15 protein-coding genes are annotated in these 20,495 nt (G+C 61.3%); 9 read left to right on the forward strand and 6 right to left on the reverse strand.

Annotated elements, in window-relative coordinates; translation table 11 throughout:
• The first annotated feature begins 50 nt into the window (after nt 1-50).
• From V6M90_RS05720 to V6M90_RS05730, 3 genes are all read left to right on the forward strand, one after another.
• Nucleotides 51-1,091, forward strand: a complete 1,041-nt coding sequence (locus V6M90_RS05720) for a histone deacetylase family protein (RefSeq protein ID WP_141062837.1) — start codon at nt 51-53, stop codon at nt 1,089-1,091.
• Nucleotides 1,088-2,179 carry a polyamine ABC transporter substrate-binding protein gene (locus tag V6M90_RS05725; RefSeq protein ID WP_141062836.1) on the forward strand — a complete coding sequence of 364 codons (1,092 nt, stop codon included), beginning with the start codon at nt 1,088-1,090 and terminating at the stop codon, nt 2,177-2,179. Before V6M90_RS05720 ends, V6M90_RS05725 begins: the two co-directional genes overlap by 4 nt.
• Before the next feature lie 117 nt (nt 2,180-2,296).
• Entirely contained in the window at nt 2,297-6,934 is a 4,638-nt protein-coding gene (locus tag V6M90_RS05730) for a dermonecrotic toxin domain-containing protein (protein ID WP_332846192.1), read from the forward strand.
• Here the strand turns inward: V6M90_RS05730 and V6M90_RS05735 are convergent.
• Together V6M90_RS05735 and pdxR are read right to left on the reverse strand one after the other, a co-directional pair.
• Nucleotides 6,914-9,268, reverse strand: a complete 2,355-nt coding sequence (locus V6M90_RS05735) for a hypothetical protein (RefSeq protein ID WP_332846193.1) — start codon at nt 9,266-9,268, stop codon at nt 6,914-6,916. The two genes, V6M90_RS05730 and V6M90_RS05735, sit on opposite strands and share 21 nt — an antisense overlap.
• 68 nt (nt 9,269-9,336) lie before the next feature.
• The gene (gene pdxR / locus V6M90_RS05740; protein WP_003176992.1) at nt 9,337-10,878 is read right to left on the reverse strand and encodes a MocR-like pyridoxine biosynthesis transcription factor PdxR; all 1,542 of its coding nucleotides are present in this window, start codon (nt 10,876-10,878) and stop codon (nt 9,337-9,339) included.
• Nucleotides 10,879-10,965: 87 nt separating this feature from the next.
• Between pdxR and V6M90_RS05745 the strand changes: the two genes are divergently transcribed.
• The 3 genes from V6M90_RS05745 to V6M90_RS05755 are packed head-to-tail and all read left to right on the forward strand — an operon-like array spanning nt 10,966 to nt 12,735.
• Nucleotides 10,966-11,604, forward strand: coding sequence for an FMN-binding negative transcriptional regulator (locus tag V6M90_RS05745; RefSeq protein ID WP_003176993.1), 639 nt, complete (start codon nt 10,966-10,968; stop codon nt 11,602-11,604).
• On the forward strand, nt 11,601-12,047 hold the full coding sequence (locus V6M90_RS05750) for a GNAT family N-acetyltransferase (RefSeq protein ID WP_003176994.1): 447 nt from the start codon (nt 11,601-11,603) through the stop codon (nt 12,045-12,047). The genes V6M90_RS05745 and V6M90_RS05750 overlap by 4 nt, the downstream gene beginning before the upstream one ends.
• A gap of 10 nt (nt 12,048-12,057) precedes the next feature.
• Entirely contained in the window at nt 12,058-12,735 is a 678-nt protein-coding gene (locus V6M90_RS05755; protein WP_003176995.1) for a GNAT family N-acetyltransferase, read from the forward strand.
• A 79-nt stretch (nt 12,736-12,814) separates the two neighbouring features.
• On the opposite strand, the gene V6M90_RS05760 is transcribed toward V6M90_RS05755, so the two are convergent.
• Entirely contained in the window at nt 12,815-13,714 is a 900-nt protein-coding gene (locus tag V6M90_RS05760; protein WP_042945504.1) for a homocysteine S-methyltransferase family protein, read from the reverse strand.
• A 113-nt stretch (nt 13,715-13,827) separates the two neighbouring features.
• Between V6M90_RS05760 and V6M90_RS05765 the strand changes: the two genes are divergently transcribed.
• Nucleotides 13,828-14,649 carry an ABC transporter substrate-binding protein gene (locus V6M90_RS05765; protein ID WP_003176997.1) on the forward strand — a complete coding sequence of 274 codons (822 nt, stop codon included), beginning with the start codon at nt 13,828-13,830 and terminating at the stop codon, nt 14,647-14,649.
• Nucleotides 14,646-15,416, forward strand: coding sequence for an amino acid ABC transporter permease (locus tag V6M90_RS05770; RefSeq protein WP_003176998.1), 771 nt, complete (start codon nt 14,646-14,648; stop codon nt 15,414-15,416). The genes V6M90_RS05765 and V6M90_RS05770 overlap by 4 nt, the downstream gene beginning before the upstream one ends.
• A 3-nt stretch (nt 15,417-15,419) precedes the next feature.
• Here the strand turns inward: V6M90_RS05770 and V6M90_RS05775 are convergent, their stop codons facing one another.
• Together V6M90_RS05775 and V6M90_RS05780 are read right to left on the reverse strand one after the other, a co-directional pair.
• Nucleotides 15,420-15,698: a helix-turn-helix domain-containing protein gene (locus tag V6M90_RS05775; protein ID WP_003176999.1), complete on the reverse strand. Its 279-nt coding sequence runs from the start codon at nt 15,696-15,698 to the stop codon at nt 15,420-15,422.
• Nucleotides 15,695-17,029 carry a type II toxin-antitoxin system HipA family toxin gene (locus tag V6M90_RS05780; protein ID WP_003177000.1) on the reverse strand — a complete coding sequence of 445 codons (1,335 nt, stop codon included), beginning with the start codon at nt 17,027-17,029 and terminating at the stop codon, nt 15,695-15,697. The genes V6M90_RS05775 and V6M90_RS05780 overlap by 4 nt, the downstream gene beginning before the upstream one ends.
• A 290-nt stretch (nt 17,030-17,319) precedes the next feature.
• On the opposite strand from V6M90_RS05780, the gene V6M90_RS05785 reads away from it, so the two are divergent.
• The gene (locus V6M90_RS05785; RefSeq protein WP_003177001.1) at nt 17,320-18,606 is read left to right on the forward strand and encodes an autotransporter outer membrane beta-barrel domain-containing protein; all 1,287 of its coding nucleotides are present in this window, start codon (nt 17,320-17,322) and stop codon (nt 18,604-18,606) included.
• Nucleotides 18,607-18,683: 77 nt separating this feature from the next.
• Here V6M90_RS05785 and oadA read toward each other — a convergent pair whose 3' ends face one another.
• The gene (gene oadA / locus V6M90_RS05790) at nt 18,684-20,492 is read right to left on the reverse strand and encodes a sodium-extruding oxaloacetate decarboxylase subunit alpha (RefSeq protein ID WP_332846194.1); all 1,809 of its coding nucleotides are present in this window, start codon (nt 20,490-20,492) and stop codon (nt 18,684-18,686) included.
• Nucleotides 20,493-20,495: the final 3 nt, after the last annotated feature.

Here is a 20,495-nt window from a genome sequence, read left to right on the forward strand (position 1 = left end):
CCGCGCCCGTACCGCAACACTGGGGGACGACCAGCCTTGAGAACAACAACATGCTGACGATCTATTCGGACGATCACCATTTGCACCACGGCCGCTGCGAATTGATGGATGGGCAATTGATGCCCTGTTTCGAAATGCCCTCGCGCGCCGACCACGTTTTGCAACGGGTCAGGGAGCGCGACCTGGGCCCGGTGCAGGCACCCACCGACTTTGGCCTGGCGCCGTTGCAACGCGTTCACAGCCGCGACTATCTCGACTTTTTCCAGGGCGCCTGGGCACGCTGGGCGGCATCCAACCTGGACGGCGACTTGCTGCCCTACACCTGGCCCGCCCGCACGCTGCGCCGCGTGCTGCCCAGCAGCCTGCACGGCCAGTTGGGCTATTACAGCTTCGACGGCGGCGCGCCGATCACGGCCGGCACCTGGCAAGCGGCGTACAGTGCAGCGCAGGTTGCGCTGACGGCGCAGCAGGCCATCCAGCACGGCGCCCACAGTGCCTTCGCCCTGTGCCGGCCGCCAGGGCACCATGCCGCCAGCGACTTGATGGGCGGTTATTGCTACCTCAACAACGCGGCGATTGCCGCCCAGGCCTTTCTCGACCAGGGCCACGCTAAAGTCGCGATCCTCGATGTGGACTACCACCACGGCAACGGCACCCAGTCGATTTTCTATGCGCGCAGCGACGTGCTGTTCACCTCGATCCACGGCCATCCGGAGGCGGAGTTTCCGTTTTTCCTGGGCTATGCCGATGAGCTGGGCGAAGGCGCGGGTGAAGGTTTCAACTTCAATTACCCACTGCCGGCCGGCTCCGGCTGGGAGCGTTGGAGCGCGGCATTGGACAGCGCCTGTGATGAGATCGAACGCTACGCTGCCGACATTGTGGTGGTCTCGCTGGGCGTGGATACGTTCAAGGACGACCCGATCTCGCAGTTCAAGCTCGACAGCCCGGACTACCTGGCCATGGGCCGCCGCATCGCGCGCCTGGGCAAGCCCACGTTGTTTGTGATGGAAGGCGGTTACGCCGTGGCGGAAATCGGTATCAACGCCGTCAACGTTCTTGAAGGTTTCGAAACAGAAGGTGCGACCCAATGAACAAACTCACAACCCTGGCCCTGTGCGCGGTCCTGCTCAGCGGCGTGGCCCACGCTGACGAAAAAACCCTGCGCGTCTACAACTGGTTCGACTACATCACGCCCAAGGCCCTCGAGGATTTCAAGGCGCAGAACCCGAGCCTCAAACTGGTCTACGACATCTTCGATACCAACGAAGCCCTCGAAGCCAAGTTACTCACCGGCAACTCCGGGTATGACGTGGTGGTGCCGTCCAATGTGTTCCTGGCCAAACAGATCGAGGCCGGGGTGTTTCAACCTCTGGACCGCAACCAGTTGCCCAACTGGAACCATCTGGACCCCAAGCTGATGAAGCTGATCGAGGCCAACGACCCCGGCAACCAATTCGCCGTGCCCTACATGTACGGCACCATCCTGATCGGCTTCAACCCGGCCAAGGTCAAGGCCGCGCTGGGCGATAACGCACCGGTGGACAGCTGGGACCTGATCTTCAATGAAGAAAACATCAGCAAGCTCAAGCAGTGCGGCGTGGCATTGCTCGACTCACCGTCGGAAATCCTGCCGCTGGCCCTGCAGCACCTGGGCCTGGACCCCAACAGTAACAACCCCAAGGACTACGAAAAAGCCGAAGCGTTGCTGCTCAAGATCCGCCCCTACATCACCTACTTTCATTCTTCCAAGTACATGGCCGATATCGCCAACGGCGACATCTGCGTGGCCGTCGGTTACTCGGGCAGTTTTTCCCAGGCCGCCAACCGCGCCAGGGAAGCCCACAACGGCGTGACCGTGGACATGCGCCTGCCCAAGGAAGGCGCGCCGATCTGGTTCGACATGCTCGCGATCCCCAAAGGCGCAAAAAACCCGCAGGACGCGTACACCTTCATCAACTACCTGCTGCAACCGCAGGTCATCGCGCCAATCAGTGATTTTGTCGGCTACCCCAACCCGAACAAGGACGCCACCCAGCAGGTCGACCCGGCGATCCGCAACAACCCCAACCTGTACCCCACGGAAGCAGCCATGGCCACGCTCTACACCTTGAAGCCTCTGGACAGCAAAGCCGAACGCGCCAGGACGCGGGCCTGGACCAAGATCAAGTCGGGGACCTGAAACCAGTGCCCGCGCCGGGCGTGGGCCAGGCTATTTATCTACCGTCCATGTGACCCCCTCAGTGATTACTTTGCGGCTCCCAGCCCGACCGGGCTGACGACCGCAAAGGAACTGAACGTGCCCAATGACGCCACCCCACAAACCAACCACACCAACAATCATCGCCCCTCTACCGCCTATGGGTTGCTCACTCAGTTAACCACTGGCCCCACCCTGCGCGAAGTCGCCGCCAATGTACTGCGCACGGCGCTCATGGAGCAGTACCCCACACTCAACCTCAACCCGGACCTTACCCAGGTCGTCACGCCGCGCTGGCGGGTAAGTGAGGATGCGATTGAGCCCGCCGAGCCGCAGGCCGAATCCCTGACCACCGTCCTGGCCCGCCAGGCGCTGGCGCCCGGACCCTTGATGTACCTGGAAGGTGAGCACTTTCTGACGCTGCAACCCGACGCCACTCCCGCCGTGCACTTGCCCGTCAAGATCGATGCCATCGCACGCTTGATCAACGAATTGTCCACGCTGCTGTATAGCGCCTTCCAGGAGCAGCAACTGGACTACTGGAACACGTCCTACAACAGTGCCGGATTGCGCTGGAAAGTCTTCGCCCATGCGCTGCGCAAGATATGGAATGTCACCACGGTGGACGGTTGGGATGCCGATGATTGCGCCATCGCACGCGGGCTTTATCTCGCTCCCGATCTGGCTGACCGCGCGCTCAACGACCCTTACCAGAGCCATGCCTACCTGATCGACATCGACCTGCGCCTGTCGAACCGCCAGGAGCATCGAGTCATGCTGGACACCGTCGTCCTGGTTGGCCAACACAAAGGGCGCCCGATCATCCTGGCTTACTCGCTGGTTGCCGGTTACGAACGTTTTGACTCCATGGAGCAATTCTCCACGTCCCTGCTCGACAAAGTGAGTTACCTGGGCAGCGATGCCAACCTGCAGTGGCGGCTGTATGAGCCAGAGGGGAACGTCTTCGAAAGCCAGGCGTGCGCCATGATCGCCCTGCAGATCGAAGCCATCGACTCGCTGGGCAGTGACGTTGCCCAGAGCCAGGACGAACCGTCCGTACGGCACCCGACCGTCGCGCGGATCATGCCCAGTGTCGAGGACCTGAGCGAACACCGCCTGTCAAACATCCGGGATATCCACCAGCGTCTGCCGGCCTGGCTGACCGCCGCCTCGGACTTGGAAATGGCCGCCTACAGTCGCCTCATGATCGACCTGGCCCAATTGCACACGCACCATCATGGGCGCACCTTCAATAGCGACATCCCGCCGATCCGCGATTACGCCCGCCAGCAACTGCAAGGCCAGATAAAAACACATCCGAACGGCGCAGACCTGACCCTGGACAAGGTCGAGGTGGTGATTCAGACCCCGGTAACCTGGGGCTTCATTCTGGTACCCGGCGCTAAAGACATCACCCGTCGCAGCCTGGTCGACCTCGCCCTGGAAAACCTCACCGGCCTGCCCAGTGGCGCGACCAGTGTGACCTACAACGACACGGACGCCCCCGATTGGCTGTCTTATGACTACCTAAAAGGCGTGATCGAAGGCCTCGATATCGGTGCACGCTATCCGGCCTTGATCCAGCAGAAATTATTGGAAGATCCCCTGGAGTCCCTGCAGCGCCAGACACTCTACACCTCGCACTTGCGCGTACAGCTGCCGTTGTTGGCGCTGCAATTGAAAATGCAGCGACGCAACGACCTCGATAGGCTCGGCGTTCTTTACGTCACGGCAGTGATGCAGGAGCAGGAGCACGAACGCCAGATCAATGGGCAACCCATCGTGATCCGCCCTCTGTCGTTCAACCCCACCTTGCGACCCGGCCACCGCCAGGATGGGGTTGCCAATATGTTCGTGATCGGTCCCAAGGATCACACGGCCGGGCCCTGCGTGCTCTATCGCCCGTTACTGGAGCCGATACTGTGGCAGTTTCCCTCCCGGCAAAACCTGCTCTACGCCATCAAGCACGAACCTGCCTTACGCGAATCAGTGTTGGCCTGGCTCCCCGAAACAGAACGTTTCAACTATGAGCAGTATGTGTTTCCCGAGACCTTGCCATCGCCATGGACTGCCGTGCGTGCACTGGCGGAACCGGCCACCGTGCTGTACATGAGCGGGCCGATCGATCTGAGCGACGAGGTACTGTCCGGCGATGTGCTGGCGACATTGTTCACGACCAATGCCAGCGCCTTGATCGAGCTGGCGACCCGGCAGTCGGTGTCCAACGCGCAAAAACGCTGGGACAGTTTGCGCAATGCCGGTTGGCAGATTTTCAACGCGGCCCTGCCCTTTCTCGGACGCACTGTTGGCATCGCGGCGTGGATCTGGCAGATCATGGACGACCTGGAGGAAGCCGAGCATGTCATCGATACGCCCCAGGCCCCGGCACCGTGGACGGCCTTGGTGGATATGTTTCTCAACCTGGGCATGGCCTTGGCGCTGCACGTTGCACTACGCCACCCGCCGCGCGAAGCGATTGCCAAGACGCGCGAGCCGTTGGCTGAAACAGAGTTTGACCTGGGGGAAGCGACAAAAGAAAAACCCGCACCGGCGATCAAGACGACCTCGATCACTCAACAGCCCGACGTCCCCGACCGCAAGCTGCCGGCCTTGCACCAAGGCCCGCTGAATGTCAGCGGGGCCTTGCCGCGCACGCCTGCCGCGCTTCGTGCAACATTGGACAGCTTCGCATTGGCCAAACCCGAAGGGCTGGGCGAGCCCGGCAAAACCGCCGGCCCCTATACGCACCTCTATCCCCTGGCCGAAAAATGGTACGCCCTCGTCGGGCAGCGCTGGTTCGAAGTCACGCTGGATGCCAATGACAACGTGCTGATCGTCGACCCCAAAAACCCTTCCCGTACCGGCCCTCTGCTGGTAAGCAACCAGGCCGGACAGTGGTTTATCGACACGCGCCTGCGCCTGCGCGGCGGTGGTTTCCGGAACCGCCGGCGCACCTCCCAGGAGCGCAGACCCTCGCGCATCCTGGCCCTGCGCGAAAACCTTAACGCATTCAACGCCGATGAAGAGCGTGCCCAGGCGCAATTGTCCAACGCGCTGTCAGCGATAGGCTCCGAGCCTGGCCCCTCCACCGACTTGCGCCGCGAAGCCTTCATCGGCCAGGTGGATGAACGCTTGCAAGCCTATGACGCACCGATCCGCCAACTCCGGGCCCTGGGCATCATCGATAACGTGCCCAATTACCAGAGCACGATGGTCGACTACCTGAACAAACAACTGGTGCTGACGCGCACGGCGGTGAATGAGCGCCTCGAACCGTTTCGCGACCTGGTGGAGCGGACCGTGGAAGCACTGGAGTCCGAGCGGCCCGCCGCCCCCCAGGCCCGGGCCGAGCAAGCGCGGGCAATGTCGAACATGAACGATGAAATAATCCGGCGCATGGAATACGTCGAGTCTCGCTTTCGTGAATTGGGCGACCTGGGCGCGGCAGGCGCCCAGGTTATCCAGAGCACCCTGAAGTTGATGCCGAAAATCAAGGTGGCCGACCTCAAGGCGCTGCAAATCACCGTCGCACGTCACCTGTGCACGACCACCGCCGAGGGCGAAGAACCGAACAGCGTTCGCAGGCAACTGGACGACATCGTCGACGAGGTGGACCTGAGTGTGCAGAGCTTTATCGATATCAGCGACAAGACCAACGGCGGCCCTCTGGAACAACGCATCGAAGCGCTCAACAGTCTGGTCGAACAATTCGCCCTGGGCGACCAACGCCTGCTGGACCTACACGCCGATTATCCGCAACACCTGCTGCGCGAGCCGCTGGAGCGCTTGCGCCAACTGATTGATGAATTTCATCAGCGCGCCACGCAGGAGCTGGTACAGCGGCTGCGGGAAAGAAAAGCCCTGGAGCCCAAGCCTGGGCCCTCCAGCCTTCCCGTGACCCCACAGCGCAAGATTATCAAGACGCGCTTCAAAGGCGTGGTGGTCGGTGAGCCGCGTACGTCCGACAGCAGCCTGGTGGATATCAAGGCCCCCATGACCGGCAAGATCATTGCCACCTTCCACGAGAAAACCCCTGGTGTATGGGTTGAGCGGGACACTCCGAGCGAACAGCCGCCGTCACCGGAAAAAATCGACCTGAATACCAGCCTCAACGCAGGTCAGCTCCTGATCGATCAAGAACCGGCCGTGACCCGGCGCATCCAGGGTCATTCGCGCAAAGCTGGGCGCATTCCGGTGGAAATCGAAGAAATGTTTTACCAGCACGCCACAAAACTGGAGCGCGCCGCAGACGCCATCGAAACCGCGCTGACCCAGCGCAACCTGACGGAAAGCGACCGCCCATCTGCCGCCGCCCTCAACAAGAAGCTCTCCGAGAGCGCCGCGCACCTGTTCGCATTGGGCAAAAGCACGCGCATCCACATGACCAAGCAACAACCGCCCACCGCCGCACGCCTGGAGTGGCTGCACAACGAAGGGCAAGTGGCGATCAACAAAACCGTCACGCGCCGACGCCTCAAAGGGCCCGACAAGGACTATCTCGACGAATACGAAATTCGCGATGTGCAAGACAACGCGGTGCTCTGGTATGCGCATTTTCATTACCCATCGCCCCAGGCTGCCGCGCAAGAGTTCGCCGCCGCGCACCTCAAGAACCGCGAACAACAGAAACTCGGTGGGGCGGTGGAGCGCAGAGGCAGCAGCGACCGCGACCAGATCGCGATCTATCGCAGCGAGATCAGCCCCGCGCTGGCCAAGTCAGTGTTTTTCCGAGGTTGAATCCTGCAGGAATACCTGAAACTCTGAGTCGGTAGAGATCGGCGCGCGGTAGATGCGTGTATTTCGACCGGCCAGGGCTTCTGTCCGTTCGAATTCACGCCCCATACGCCTTTGGGCCCACGTCTTCAGGTGGGCCTTGGTCGGCCGTGTTTTGTCCGCGGCGGGTGTGGAGTAATGAAAGTGAGCGTACCAAAGGGGCCTCGCGTGGCCGGTCAGGTCCTGCACTTCATATTCCTGCAAGTAATCCTTCGTGCCATCGATGATCTCCTCCACACGACCATTGACCGGCTTGATGCCAATCGCGCCTTGCGCCAGCAGATACATCACATCCCCCATGGTGGGCACAGGGTTGGCAAGGCTTTGCCTTATACGCAGCGTGCGGCCCAGTGCGCGCAACTCACCCGCTTGTCGACTTAACAAAGCGATCATGTCAGAGGACTGCACGGTACTGCGTACCGTGGTATAGCGTTCAATAGCCGCAATCGCCACCTCCAGTGCGCGAGCCTCGCGTTCGAAACGCTCCTCGACTTCAACCGGCAGCTCGTTCGGGCGTGCGCGCTCAGTGAGCAGGGCTGTCGCCTCGGCCGATAAACTGGAGGCGCGCTTCATCGCTTTTTCCGCATTCACACTCAGCCCTTGTGCGTCACGCCGTCGTCGCGGCGCTCGGTCAAAGTCCCAATCGTGCGCTTGTGTACGTTTGATGTAGGGACCGGTGCAGACCGAGTTGTCCGAATCCTTACACACTCGATATTCGACAACGTTAAGGTTGAGCACGACGTTAAGTCGGTTCTTCGAAAAGACGTTGAAGCTGTTTTCATCCTTGTTGAAGATCAACAGGTTGTTAAGCAGATGCAACCCCCGATGGATACCTTCCAGAATCCTCACACCCAGGCTCGGCGAACGTTTGACTTTGGCCGAGCGCTTGAATGTCTCCAGTCGCTGTCGCTGCCTCAGTGAAAATGACTGGCAGGCCCCGGCCCACTCGGCGTCCATGCATTTGAGCTTCAGATGCGTCGCAGTGCCTTCGCTGATGTACGCCGTGCCGCGACACACCAGCAGCAATGCCAGGTTACGCAACAGGCTTACTTCACTGCGCCATTCCTCAGGGGGGCTTCTTGTCTGGCAGCTATCCAGGTTGCCGCCGACCTGCTTGAGACGTGCCAGAGTTTGCAGGGGGGACTCTGTCCAACCTGGCATTGTCGGCTCTTCACCGCAGGACTTACACAGCGCCGAAAAAGGGTCGGCCACCGTCGGCATCGTCTCCGGCGCGTTTGTCACTTGCTGCAAGGGCTCGCGGTTGCCGGGGCGGTACGTCAACCAGGGACCTGCCTCGCTTTGAGATGGGCCAATCAGGTAGCCGGGCTCGTCACGCAAGGGTTTGAACACCATTTGCAGGCCATTGACGTGTCGGTCCGTGGCGTACGTCCTGACGGCGGCGCGCAGACGCTGGTAGCCGTCCTGCGTGATGCCGGCCAAGCCTCGCAGGCAGGACTCCAGCGCAATACGGCGCAACTGCAGCGCCATGCATCGGCTAAACGGCGCAGGTTGCTCGGCGCTGTCATCAAGCCCCTTGCCACGGTACCGCCTGTGTAGCGAGGCCATCGCCACCAATAGTTTGCTGTAGTCCAGGCGGTCGGCGCTGGAGGCGTTGCGCAGCCAATCGGGCAATTGCTGCTCCAGCTCATCACGCAGCAGGTCTTTATCGGTGGAAGACGCAAAAAAATCGCTCAGGTTCGTGGCCCAGGCCAATTGACGATCCAACGGCTCAACCCCGGGAAACACGTCCAGGTCGATCGCCTCAATGCGCTGCAAAGCGCCGTCAAGGGCCGCCAGGGCCCAGCCTTCAAACACGTCGTCCTCCAGCTCTTCAGCGCCCTTGAGCAGCTGTTCTTTCTCTGCCGAGTCCACAGGCTCCAGCGCTTGCCCCAAGGCATACACCAGCATCGTCTGCCCTTTGACGATACCCAGCGCAAGGCAACCCTGACGTCGGACCCGGTAAACCCGCGGCGCTTGTGCGCCCAGAACCTGAGAACGCTCGCCGCTGTCGGGATAATCGAGGACTGCCTTGATAATGTCCTGGGTCTCGACGTGCATCGACTTGCGCAGTTGCTGCGCCAGCAGTTGCGCCAGGTGCCTCCATCGGCTGTGCGGTTCGGGTTTACAGAAAAAATCGATCAACTGCTCAACATAATAATCGAGTACGCCAGCAGGCATTTCATTCAGTTTGGCTTTAGAGATACCCAAGGAGCCAAGGGTGGGTCGCAGCGCGAGCAACTGGCAGATGCGCAGTTGCTGCGTGCCTGGAGCACAGGCGCTTGTAGCGAGATCAGACATGGTATTTACCTCAAGCGGTTCAAATGGAACACTCACGGTAATAACCCTGCCCGCCAGGCAGACGGTAGTTAGTTAAGCTGCCAGGCCCCGCGCAGACGCTGCAGTGCCAGGGCGATCGCAGGCTCGGGCACGGCGGCGAAGCCCAGTACCAGGCCGGCGCGTTGGTCCATTGGGGTGGTGGAGTTCGGCAGCCAGTAACTGCTCAAGCCATTGACCTCGACATCCACCTGGCGCGCCTGCTCCAGCAGTTGCTGTTCGCGGGCAAGGGTGTCGACGCGCACGGTCATGTGCAGCCCCGCCGCCACGCCTGGCAATGGGCCGACTCCGGGCATACCGCTCGGCCAGCCGGCCAGCAAGGCATTGCGTCGGCTCAACGCCGCGCGCCGCATGCGTCGGATATGCCGCTGGAAGTGCCCGGCCGCCATGAACTCAGCCATCACCGCCTGAGTGCTGACTTCCGAGTGTCGTACATCGACGGCGCGCCGCCGCGCAAACGCATCCACCAGGCCGGGCGGCAATACCAAATAGCCCAGGCGCAACGCCGGAAAGGCTACCTTGCCGAACGTGCCGACATAGAGCACACGCCCACTGCGGTCCAACGCGGCCAGGGGCGCCAGCGGGGCGCCGCTGTAGCGGTACTCGCCGTCATAGTCGTCCTCGATGATCCAGCCGTCGCTGCGTTCGGCCCAGGCCAGCAGTTCCAGGCGCCGCGCCAGACTCATCACCACACCCAGCGGGTATTGATGGGAAGGCGTGACATAGGCCACGCGACAGCCGCTCAGGCCGTTGAGGACCTGGCAATCAATGCCATCGCTGTCCACCGGCACGCCATGCAGGCGCCCACCGGCCAAGGCGAACGCATGGCCTGCCGCGCGATAGCCGGGGTTTTCCAGCGCGACCCCGTCGCCAGGCTCCACCAGCAGCTGTGCACAAAGGCTGATCGCCTGCTGTGCGCCACTGGTGATCATTATTTGTTCAGGTGTGCACTGCATACCGCGCGAGCTGCGCAGGTACGCGGCGATCAAGCCGCGCAGGCGACCATCCCCTGCCGGGTCGCCGTAGCACAGTTGCTGCAGGTCGGGTTTACGCCAGAAAGCCCCGTTGAGCTTGGCCCACACCTCGAACGGGAACAGATCGAAGGCCGGTATGCCCACGCGAAATGCTTTGGGAGGCCCGGCCGGTGGTGGCGGCAGGTGGTGATTTTCTACCCTTCCCAACGCCGGCCTGTGGATAAGTCCGTCTGACGCATTCACCGGTAAATTAAGCCAATTTGTGGATAACCCTGGGGATAAGCCTGTGGGCAACCCTGTGGATGGTTTTGTGGATAGTTTTTTCGGCGTGGGCAGTTGGGCCACATAGGTGCCGTCACCGACACGCCCCTCGATAAAACCTTCGGCATACAACTGGTCGTAGGCCCGCACCACACTGTTGCGCGAAATGGCCAAGGCTGCGGCCAGGTCACGGCTGGCGGGCAAACGCGTGCCGCTGACCAGGCGGCCATCCAACACGCGCTGGCGCAGCGCCTCGTAGAGTTGGCGGGTGAGGCCCTGACGCCGGTCCAGTTCGATGCCGGCAGGGTTGAAGGACAGCGGTGGCGAGTGCGGCGACATATTGGACCTATGAAATTGACCCTAGATGGCTCTTACAACAGACCATTAGCCTGCCTAGGATGCAGGCATTCGCCAAGGAAAATAATCATGTACACACCTCGCGCCTTTGCCCTGGATGATTTGCCCGAACTGCAGCAGTTGATCCGGCACACCCGCCTGGCGCAATTGGTGACGTTCGGCGAGCACGGCCTGAACGCCAGCCATCTGCCACTGCTGCTCAACCCCGATGAAGGCCCCAACGGCACGCTCTACGGGCACCTGGCCAAGGCCAATCCGCAGTGGCACGAGCTGCAGGCGGGCAGCGAAGCCCTGGTGATCTTTGCCGGCGCCGAGGCCTATATCAGCCCGGCGTTCTACCCGGGCAAGGCCGAGCACGGCAAAGTGGTGCCCACTTGGAACTACATCGCCGTGCACGCCTACGGCAGGGCCGAGGTGTTTACCGATGCCGAGCGTGTGTTGCACGTGGTCAGTGCCCTCACCGACAGACACGAAAGCGAACGTGCCGAGCCGTGGAAAGTCAGCGACGCACCGGCCGATTACATTGAAGGCATGCTCAAGGCCATCGTCGGCTTCGCCCTGCCGATCGAGCGCCTGATCGGCAAACGCAAACTCAGCCAGAACCGCAGCCCGGCGGATATCGCCAGCGTACGCGAGCGACTGGCCGCCAGCCTCGACGTGCGCGACCAGACCCTCGCACGCTTTATTCCCCAAGGAGCCTCAGAATGAGCCCGATCGACATCCGCCTCGTCACCGCCGCCGACCATGCCGCCTGGCTGCCGTTGTGGCAGGCGTATTTGACGTTCTACAACACCCAATTACCGGACGCCGTGAGCCAAAGCACCTGGCAACGCTTGATCGATACCCGCGAGCCGACCCATTCGGCGCTGGCATGGCAGGATGGCAAGGCGGTGGGCATGGTCAACTTCATCTACCACCGCTCCAACTGGAGCATTGAGAACTCCTGCTACCTGCAAGACCTGCTGGTGGACCCGGCCCAGCGCGGTACCGGGGTTGGTCGCAAACTGATCGAGTTCGTCTACACCACCGCCAAGGCCGATGGCTGCTGTAAGGTGCATTGGCTGACCCACGAGACCAACGCCACCGCGATCCAGCTGTACGAACGCATCGCCGAACGCCCGGGTTTCATCCAATTTCGCAAAGGTCTTTAAGGAGCGCAGCATGTCCACTCCCCTCGCCCACTGGAAAGGCGCCCCGGCGCCATCGGCTCAACTGCTCGAAGGGCGTTTTATCCGCCTGGAAAAACTCGACCCCGCGCGCCACGCCGATCAACTCTGGCAAGCCCTCGAAGGCCCCGGCGCCGACCCCAAGCTGTGGGACTATCTGCCCTACGGACCGTTTGCCGAGCGCAGTGCATTCGATGCCTGGCTGAACAACCATGCGACCCATGTCGACCCGTACTTCTTCAGCGTGGTCGACCGCGCGACAGGCGAGGTGCAAGGCATCCTCAGCCTGATGTCGATCGTACCGGCCCAGGGCCGTATCGAAATCGGCCACGTTACCTTCGGCGCGCCGATGCAGCGCTCGCCGAAAAGCACCGAGGCGGTGTACCTGCTGGCCAAGTACGCGTTCGACCAGGGTTACCGTCGCCTGGAGTGGAAATGCAACAACGGCAATGCGCGCTCCAAATACGCGGCCGAGCGACTGGGTTTCACGTTTGAAGGGGTGTTTCGCCAGCACATGGTGGTCAAAGGGCAAAACCGCGACACGGCGTGGTATTCAATTCTGGATTCGGAATGGCCAGCGGTGGGAGCGGGGTTTGAGGCGTGGCTGTCGGAGGCGAACCAGAGCGGTTCGGGGCAGTTGAAAACGCTGGCCGAGTGCCGTACCCCTATTTAACACCCCACACAAAACTATTGTGGGAGGGAGCAAGTCGAATCGTCGCACCGCCCCTCCCACAGTTTTGAGCGGTGGTGAGTCAGTTGGCCAAGTGCTGGGCCAGCACCGCAATGTGCTCTGGCCCGATGCCGCAGCAGCCGCCCAGATGACTGGCGCCGCGGGCTTTCCAATCAGCGGCCCAATGCAGATACCCCGGCGGGTCGAGGTCGTCGCGCAGCGGGTCCAGGCCATCGTTGGCCGTGGCTTCCTTGGGCTGCGGCGGGAAGGCGTTGGCGTAGGCACCGATCTGGATCGCAACGCCCAATCGCGCGAAGGTGTCACGCGCCGCGTCGATGGCCGCGCCGATCACTTCCGGCTGGCTGCAGTTGAACAGCAATACCTGCACGCCCAATTGCGCAGCCGCCTCGGCCGCCTGGGCCACGGGCTCGCCCGAACGCAGGCGCGGTACGTCGTCGGTGTCTTCGTCTTTCAAGGTAAACGACAGCCAGAACGGCTTGCCATCCGCCGGCAAACCGGCCTGGATCGCCCGCGCCTCGGCAATTGAACTCTGGGTTTCGGCCAGCCACAGATCGACATGCGGCGCCAGGCCCCGCACCAGCGGTGTCAGCAGTTCGGTGACGCGCTCAGCCTCAAACAGGTCAGGGCGATAGGAGCCAAACAGCGGCGGCAGCGACCCGGCCACACGCACGGCCTTGCCGCAAGCGTCCACCGCACGTCGCGCCAACTCCCCCGCCAGTGCCGCCAGCGCTTGGCCTTCGGCGGCAAACCGCGCCTCACCGATATGGAACGGCACCACCGCGTAGCTGTTGCTGGTGATCACGTTGGCGCCGCTGTCGATATAGGCGGCGTGCACCGCCTCCACTGCCTGTGGCGCTTCGCTCAGGGCCAGCGCCGACCACTCCGGCTGGCGGAACGGTGCGCCACGGCGTTGCAGTTCACGGCCCATGCCGCCATCGAGAATTACAGTTTCTGCGGCCATATTCTTTTTACTCATAAGCTTATGAAAATAACTCACTATGAGAGTCGTTCTTATAACTATTTAATGCGTACCACCCGGTTAATAACAACCTCTTTTTTATTCAGGTGTCGATTTTGAAACTTAAACCGCTACTGGCCCTGGGCCTGACGATGCTGGCTGCTTCTACCCAAGCCTTTGGCGGTGCCACGCTGGATCGTGTCGAGCAAAAGAAAGAACTGGTCGGCGTGCTGATGGAAAGCTATCCGCCGTTTTCCTTCCTCAACGACCAGAACCAACTCGATGGTTTCGACGTCGACGTGGCCAAGGCTGTGGCGCAAAAGCTGGGCGTGAAACTGCGCCTGGAAACGCCGTCGTGGGATGTGATTGCCGCAGGCCGCTGGAGCGGGCGCTACGACATTTGCATCTGCTCGATGACCCCGAGCAAGGCCCGCGCCGAGGTGTTTGATTTCCCGGTGGAGTACTACGCCTCCCCCGCGGTGATCGTGGTCAACGCCACGGACGATCGCATCCACAACGCTGCGGACCTGAGCGGCAAGAAAGTCGGCCTCACCAGCGCCTCCAGCTATGAGAGCTACCTGAACAAGAACCTGGTAATCGAAGGCGCCGAAGACAAGCAACTGCGATACCCGTTCGAGAATGTACAGATAGCCCCCTACGACACCGACAACGTGGCGTTCCAGGACCTGGGCCTGGGTGCCGGCGTGCGCCTGGATGCGATCCTCACCAACCTGGTCACGGCCCAGCCGCGCCTGAGTCAGGACAAGCGCTTCAAGCTGGCCGGCGAGCCGCTGTACTCGGAACCCAACTCGGTGGCCATCGAAAAAGGCGACCCACAATGGGACAGCAAGGTGCGTGAAGTCTTCGCCCAGCTGAAACAGGACGGCACCTTGAGCATGCTGTCGCAGAAATGGATCGGCGCCGATATCAGCCAATGAGCTTTCGCATACGGCTTTACCTGACCTGGGCGGCGCTGTTCGCCCTGTTTGCCGGTTTTTTCCTGAGCTTTGACCTGAAGTTCTCGATCATCCTCGACAAGCTGCCCAACCTGGTCGGCCTGCATCTGGCGCCCAATGGGTTCCTGCAAGGCGCGGCGCTGACCGTGTTCTTGTGCCTGTGCGCGATTGCCGCATCGTCGGTGCTGGGCTTTATCACCGCCCTGGGGCGCCTGTCGAAAAGCGCGGTAGCGTTTGGCATTGCCACGTTCTACGCCTCGTTCTTTCGCGGCACGCCGCTGCTGATCCAGATCCTGCTGATCTACCTGGGCCTGCCGCAACTGGGCCTGGTACCGGGCGCCATCGTCGCCGGGATCATCGCGCTGTCGCTGAACTACGGCGCCTATCTGAGCGAAATTTTCCGCGCCGGCATCCTCGGCGTACCCCACGGCCAGCGCGAAGCCGCTCTGGCCCTGGGCATGCGCGACAGTGCGATCTTCTGGCACGTCACCCTGCCCCAGGCCATGCGTACGATTATTCCGCCGGCCACCAACCAGTTCATCTCGATGCTCAAGGACTCGTCGCTGATCTCGGTGATGGGCGTGTGGGAAGTGATGTTCCTGGCGCAGTCCTACGGGCGCTCAAGCTACCGCTATATCGAGATGCTCACCACGGCGGCGATCATTTACTGGGTGATGTCCCTGGGCCTGGAACTGATCCAGGCACGCATGGAGCGTCACTATGGCAAGGGGTATGTGCGGCGCGGGTGAAGGTCAGGGCCTGTCGCGCCGCACCTTGACCACACCCATCTGCAAGCCGAAGGGGCGAAAGACTGCATTCAGGGATTTGAGGGTCTGATTGCCCTCGCCATGCTCGATGTGCACCAGGGTGCGTACTGAAATCTTGCACATCCTGGCGAACTGGCTCTGTTGCAGGCCGGTGACCTCGGTGCGCAGCCGGCGTACGGCGTCTCCCAGTTCCAGTGTGCCGTCGGCCAGCCCTTGTTCGACGCTCTCGATCAGCAGAGCCCGCGCATCCAGCGTAATCGTCATCTGAGCCCCCATTGTTTTAAGCGCAGGTCCAATTTACCGAGCGCGATAGCGGGATGATTCAAGGTTGCGGCAGGCAAGCCGCTGCTCACGAGGATGTCCGGGAGCGCGCGCAGACGCTCGGCTTCTTGCCTTAATCGCTCAAAGGTCTGCTCAGGGTCGACCACATCAATCAACGCGTCGCACACGCCCCTCCAGTTAATTTCGCCCGCTACCTCCAGGTCTTTGGGCCACTTGGTGGTTCGAGTGACACCTTCGTCATCCATGACCATCGGGGCCAAGTCATAAATTGGAGCCAGGCGCAGAGCGTCACGCTCGCGGATGATCGAAGTATTTCGTCCGTGGTTGTCCGAGTTGCCCACCACCTTGTTCAACAAGTCGCGGCACAGGTATTGCGCGACAAGATCAGGCACCTGCTCTTTTTGCCCAACTGACCGCCATAGCTCTACCAGCAGCCTGATCACTTCCAGATGATCCATGTAACTGCCCGGTATCGTGACGCCCGCCAGAGAGTAGATTGATTCAACCGCCAACCGCTCCACACCGTTCTTACCGACCTTTCGATCAAAGCGGTGCATCCACAGGCTGGGCTTGGCGGCTTCCTCCAACGCCAGCCCTTGAGCGGCAACCGTTTCTATACCCAGTGCCTGCAGCGCCCTGTAGTAGTGGTATTCACTTCTCAAGATATCCTGATCGGTCTGTCTGGCCTGGTTGCGCGCAAACTTGATAAACCAATGCTGAGCGACATCGTCGTCATTCAATACGGCATCCGGATACAGCAGTCCATCTGTGCTCTGGGTCATCAACAACTTTGGAGCCTCGCCCCCTGCGCCTGTCGCGCCGCCCATGGCAGCACCTTGTTCGTAGGCATATTCCAGGAAGCTGCTATCGCGACTGATCACCTCATTACGAGGAAAACCAACCGGCCTCCCAACACCCAGGGTTGGCACGGATTCCTTTACGCGCATATTTCCAACAGGTGCCGGCGTACTGCGCCCCAATAGAAACAGGTCAGCACTGATGTCTTGCGGCTTTTCGTGGCCAAACCGCCTCATCAAGGACCGCTTGGCCGCCCCGGCAGGGGCAATGTCATGCAAGAAGGCCGGGGCTGACTTGAGCATCGCAACGTTCCAATCCAGCCTGTAACGTGCACTGACCGACGCTGAAAACGGCAACTGTATGCTGTCCAGGTTATCGACCAGATAATCCTGCCGGTAATGAAACCTGCAAGGCCCGTCAAACCCCTTTTGCGGCTCGGAAAACTCCAGGCGCATGGCGTCATGCCAATGACCATCGGCGAAGATCTGCAGCATCAGGCTGTAGGGGGTTTCCATCTGCAAGTTAGTGCACCTTGGATAGGATTCAGGAAGCTTTGACTGCAATATAGTGCATAAAATTAACAGCATCTAAGGATTTTATGCATTAAAATGCATTTTAGGATGAGTTGGCGGCAGAAAGACCCCGCGTTGGCGCCACAACGATCTCCCGAGAAGCTCATCCACGATGCGTTTTAAATCGCGCGTTACCAAGGACAACTCCCGCACACCAGCGGTCGCCGGGCTGACAGTTCTCATCCCGCCACCTCGCTAAATTCCCGGCCTCACTCACAAGAGGTTGGGAATTCATGCGCCTTACACCCCCTAGAATCATACTTGCCATCAGCCTGACGCTGGCTTCCGGCCTGCAAACGGCCCATGCACGCGGCGATATCGAATATGCGCCGTATCGGTTCCAGTCCTACGATGCGCTGGATGCCGAGTGGTCGAGCCCGCCCGTGGAAGTTCCGAGCATTGAAAGTTACCTCAGCCAGCAAGCCACTTCGCACAATGGAATGCAGGTGGCCAAGGTGCTGGAGTCGGCGTTGAAGCGCTCGCTGGAGTCCGGCGAGCTGACCTCAGAGCAAATCAAAGCCCTGCAAACCTTGGGGGACGCCATCGTCCAGCAGCCTGGCGCCATGGGCGCGGTGCTCGAGCAACTGGCCGGCAGCCAGAACGCCAACCTGGCCGCGGCGACCCAGGCCACCACCCAACAGCTCGGCAACCAGCTGCTTTCGACACTGCGCAGCCTGCCCACCGACGAAGACGGACACTTCTGGGTACAAGGCGTGGGCCATGACGGCACGCTCGACGGACAAGGCGGCAGCAACGGCCTCAAGCATGGCGATCGTGGCCTGCTGCTGGGCGCCGATTGGGCCGTCGACCACGCCTGGCGAGTCGGGATCATGGGCGCAAAAACCACCAGCCGCTTCGATGCCTCACGCTTTGCCGGCGATCTCGACAGCTGGCACCTGGGTGGGTATGCCGTGCGCCAGGACGGCCCGCTGGCCCTGCGCCTGGGGGCGATCTACAGCCGCCACGACGGGCAGAACACACGCACCGTGCAGATCCTCGACACCCAGCAATCGCTGGTCGGCAACTACAACGCCCAAAGCCAGACGGTGTTCTCCGAAATGGGTTACCAATTGGGCAGCGAGGCCATCGACGTAGAGCCCTTCGCAGGTCTCGGCTATCAGCGTTATCAGCGTGATCGCTACAAGGAGAACGGCGGCGTGACCGCACTGAACGTCGGCTCGCAAACCCAGCAAAACCTGAGCAGCACGTTGGGCCTGCGCCTGGCTACGCTGTATCGGTTCGATAACCGGATGAGCCTGCGGCCGCACCTGAGTACCGGCTGGAAACACCTGTATGGCACTGTCGACAGCCAAGTACGCCAGTCGAGCCGGGCCCTGCCGGTGGGCATTGACAGCTTCACGGTCAACGGCACCTCGCTGGACCGCAATAGCCTGGACCTGCAAGCAGGCCTGGACCTTGGTTTGTCGGCGCAGCACACCGTCGGCCTGACCTACAGCGGCCAAGCCGGCACCCACAGCCGTGACCAAGGCCTGATGGGGCAATGGCGGATGAGCTTTTAACCCGGCCTGAATCGCAGGCGAAAAAAAGGGGGCACCTGCCCCCCCGAGGTTTAAACGGTTCTGTCGAAGGCTGGGTATCAGCCTTCGATTTCGATCAGGATTTCGCCAGGGTTGACCCGGTCGCCCTTGGCCACGTGCACGGCAGTCACCTTGCCGGCAATGGAGGCCTGAACTTCGGTTTCCATCTTCATGGCTTCGGTAATCAGCACGGCCTGGCCGGCCTTGACCACGTCGCCTTCCTTGACCAGCACGTCAACGATGTTGCCCGGCATCGCCGTGCTCACATGGCCGGGCTCCGTGGCCTGCTTGCGCTTGCTGCCGCCGCCGCTGACAAACTCGTTGAGCGGTTCGAACACCACTTCTTCGGGCATGCCGTCGATGGACAGGTAGAAGTGACGCTTGCCTTCGGCCTTCACACCGACACCGGTGATGTCCACGCGGTAGCTCTCACCGTGCACATCGATCACGAACTCGGTCGGCACACCTTCGCCGCCGGCACGGGCAACACCGCCCGCCTCCGGGATCGGCAGCAGCACTTCCGGCGCAAGGGTGCCGGCGTCGCGTTCTTCGAGGAACTTGCGGCCAATGTCCGGGAACATGGCGTAGGTCAGCACGTCTTCTTCGGACTTGGCCAACGCGCCGATTTCACCGCGCAACTTGGTCATTTCCGGCTTGAGCAGGTCAGCCGGGCGTACATCGATCACCTCTTCGCTGCCGATGGCCTGGCGACGCAGTTTCTCGTTCACCGTACCCGGCGCTTTGCCGTAGCCGCCTTGCAGGTAAAGCTTCACTTCGTTGGTGATGGTCTTGTAACGCTCGCCGGCCAGTACGTTGAAAAACGCCTGGGTGCCGACGATCTGAGAGGTCGGGGTGACCAGTGGCGGAAACCCGAGGTCTTCACGCACGCGCGGAATTTCGGCGAGCACTTCGCTCATGCGGTTGAGGGCGCCCTGCTCCTTGAGCTGGTTGGCCAGGTTGGAAATCATCCCGCCGGGCACCTGATTGACTTGCACCCGCGTGTCGACGGCGGTGAATTCGCTTTCGAACTGGTGGTACTTCTTGCGCACGGCGTAGAAGTACAGGCCGATCTCTTGCAGCATTTCCAGATCGAGACCGGTGTCGAACTCGCTGCCTTTAAGCGCGGCGACCATCGATTCGGTGCCCGGGTGGCTGGTGCCCCAGGCGAAGCTGGAGATCGCGGTGTCGATGTGGTCGGCACCGTTTTCGATGGCCTTGAGTTGGCACATCGCAGCTAAACCTGCGGTGTCGTGGGAGTGGATGAAGATCGGCAGGTTCTGCTCGGCTTTCAGCGCCTTGACCAGTTCGCCGGTGGCGTACGGGGTCAGCAGGCCGGCCATGTCCTTGATCGCAATCGAGTCGCAGCCCATGGATTCCAGTTGCTTGGCCTGGGCCACGAAAGCCTCGACGGTGTGAACCGGGCTGGTGGTGTAGGCGATGGTGCCCTGGGCATGTTTGCCGGCAGCCTTGACCGCTTCGATGGCCACGCGCAGGTTACGCACGTCATTCATCGCATCGAAAATGCGGAATACGTCGATGCCATTCACGGCGGCCTTGGCGACGAACGCTTTGACCACGTCGTCGCTGTAATGGCGGTAGCCCAACAGGTTCTGGCCGCGCAGCAACATTTGCAGGCGGGTGTTGGGCAACGCGGCGCGCAGTTGGCGCAGGCGCTCCCACGGATCTTCCTTGAGGAAGCGTACGCAGGCGTCGAAAGTCGCGCCGCCCCAGACTTCCAGGGACCAGTAGCCGACTTTGTCGAGCTTGTCGCAGATCGGCAGCATGTCGTCGGTGCGCATGCGAGTCGCCAGCAACGATTGGTGGGCGTCGCGCAGGATGGTATCGGTTACGAAGATCTTTTTAGTCATTGG

Origin of the sequence: Pseudomonas lactucae (assembly GCF_036688725.1) — a bacterium.
GTDB lineage: Bacteria > Pseudomonadota > Gammaproteobacteria > Pseudomonadales > Pseudomonadaceae > Aquipseudomonas > Aquipseudomonas lactucae.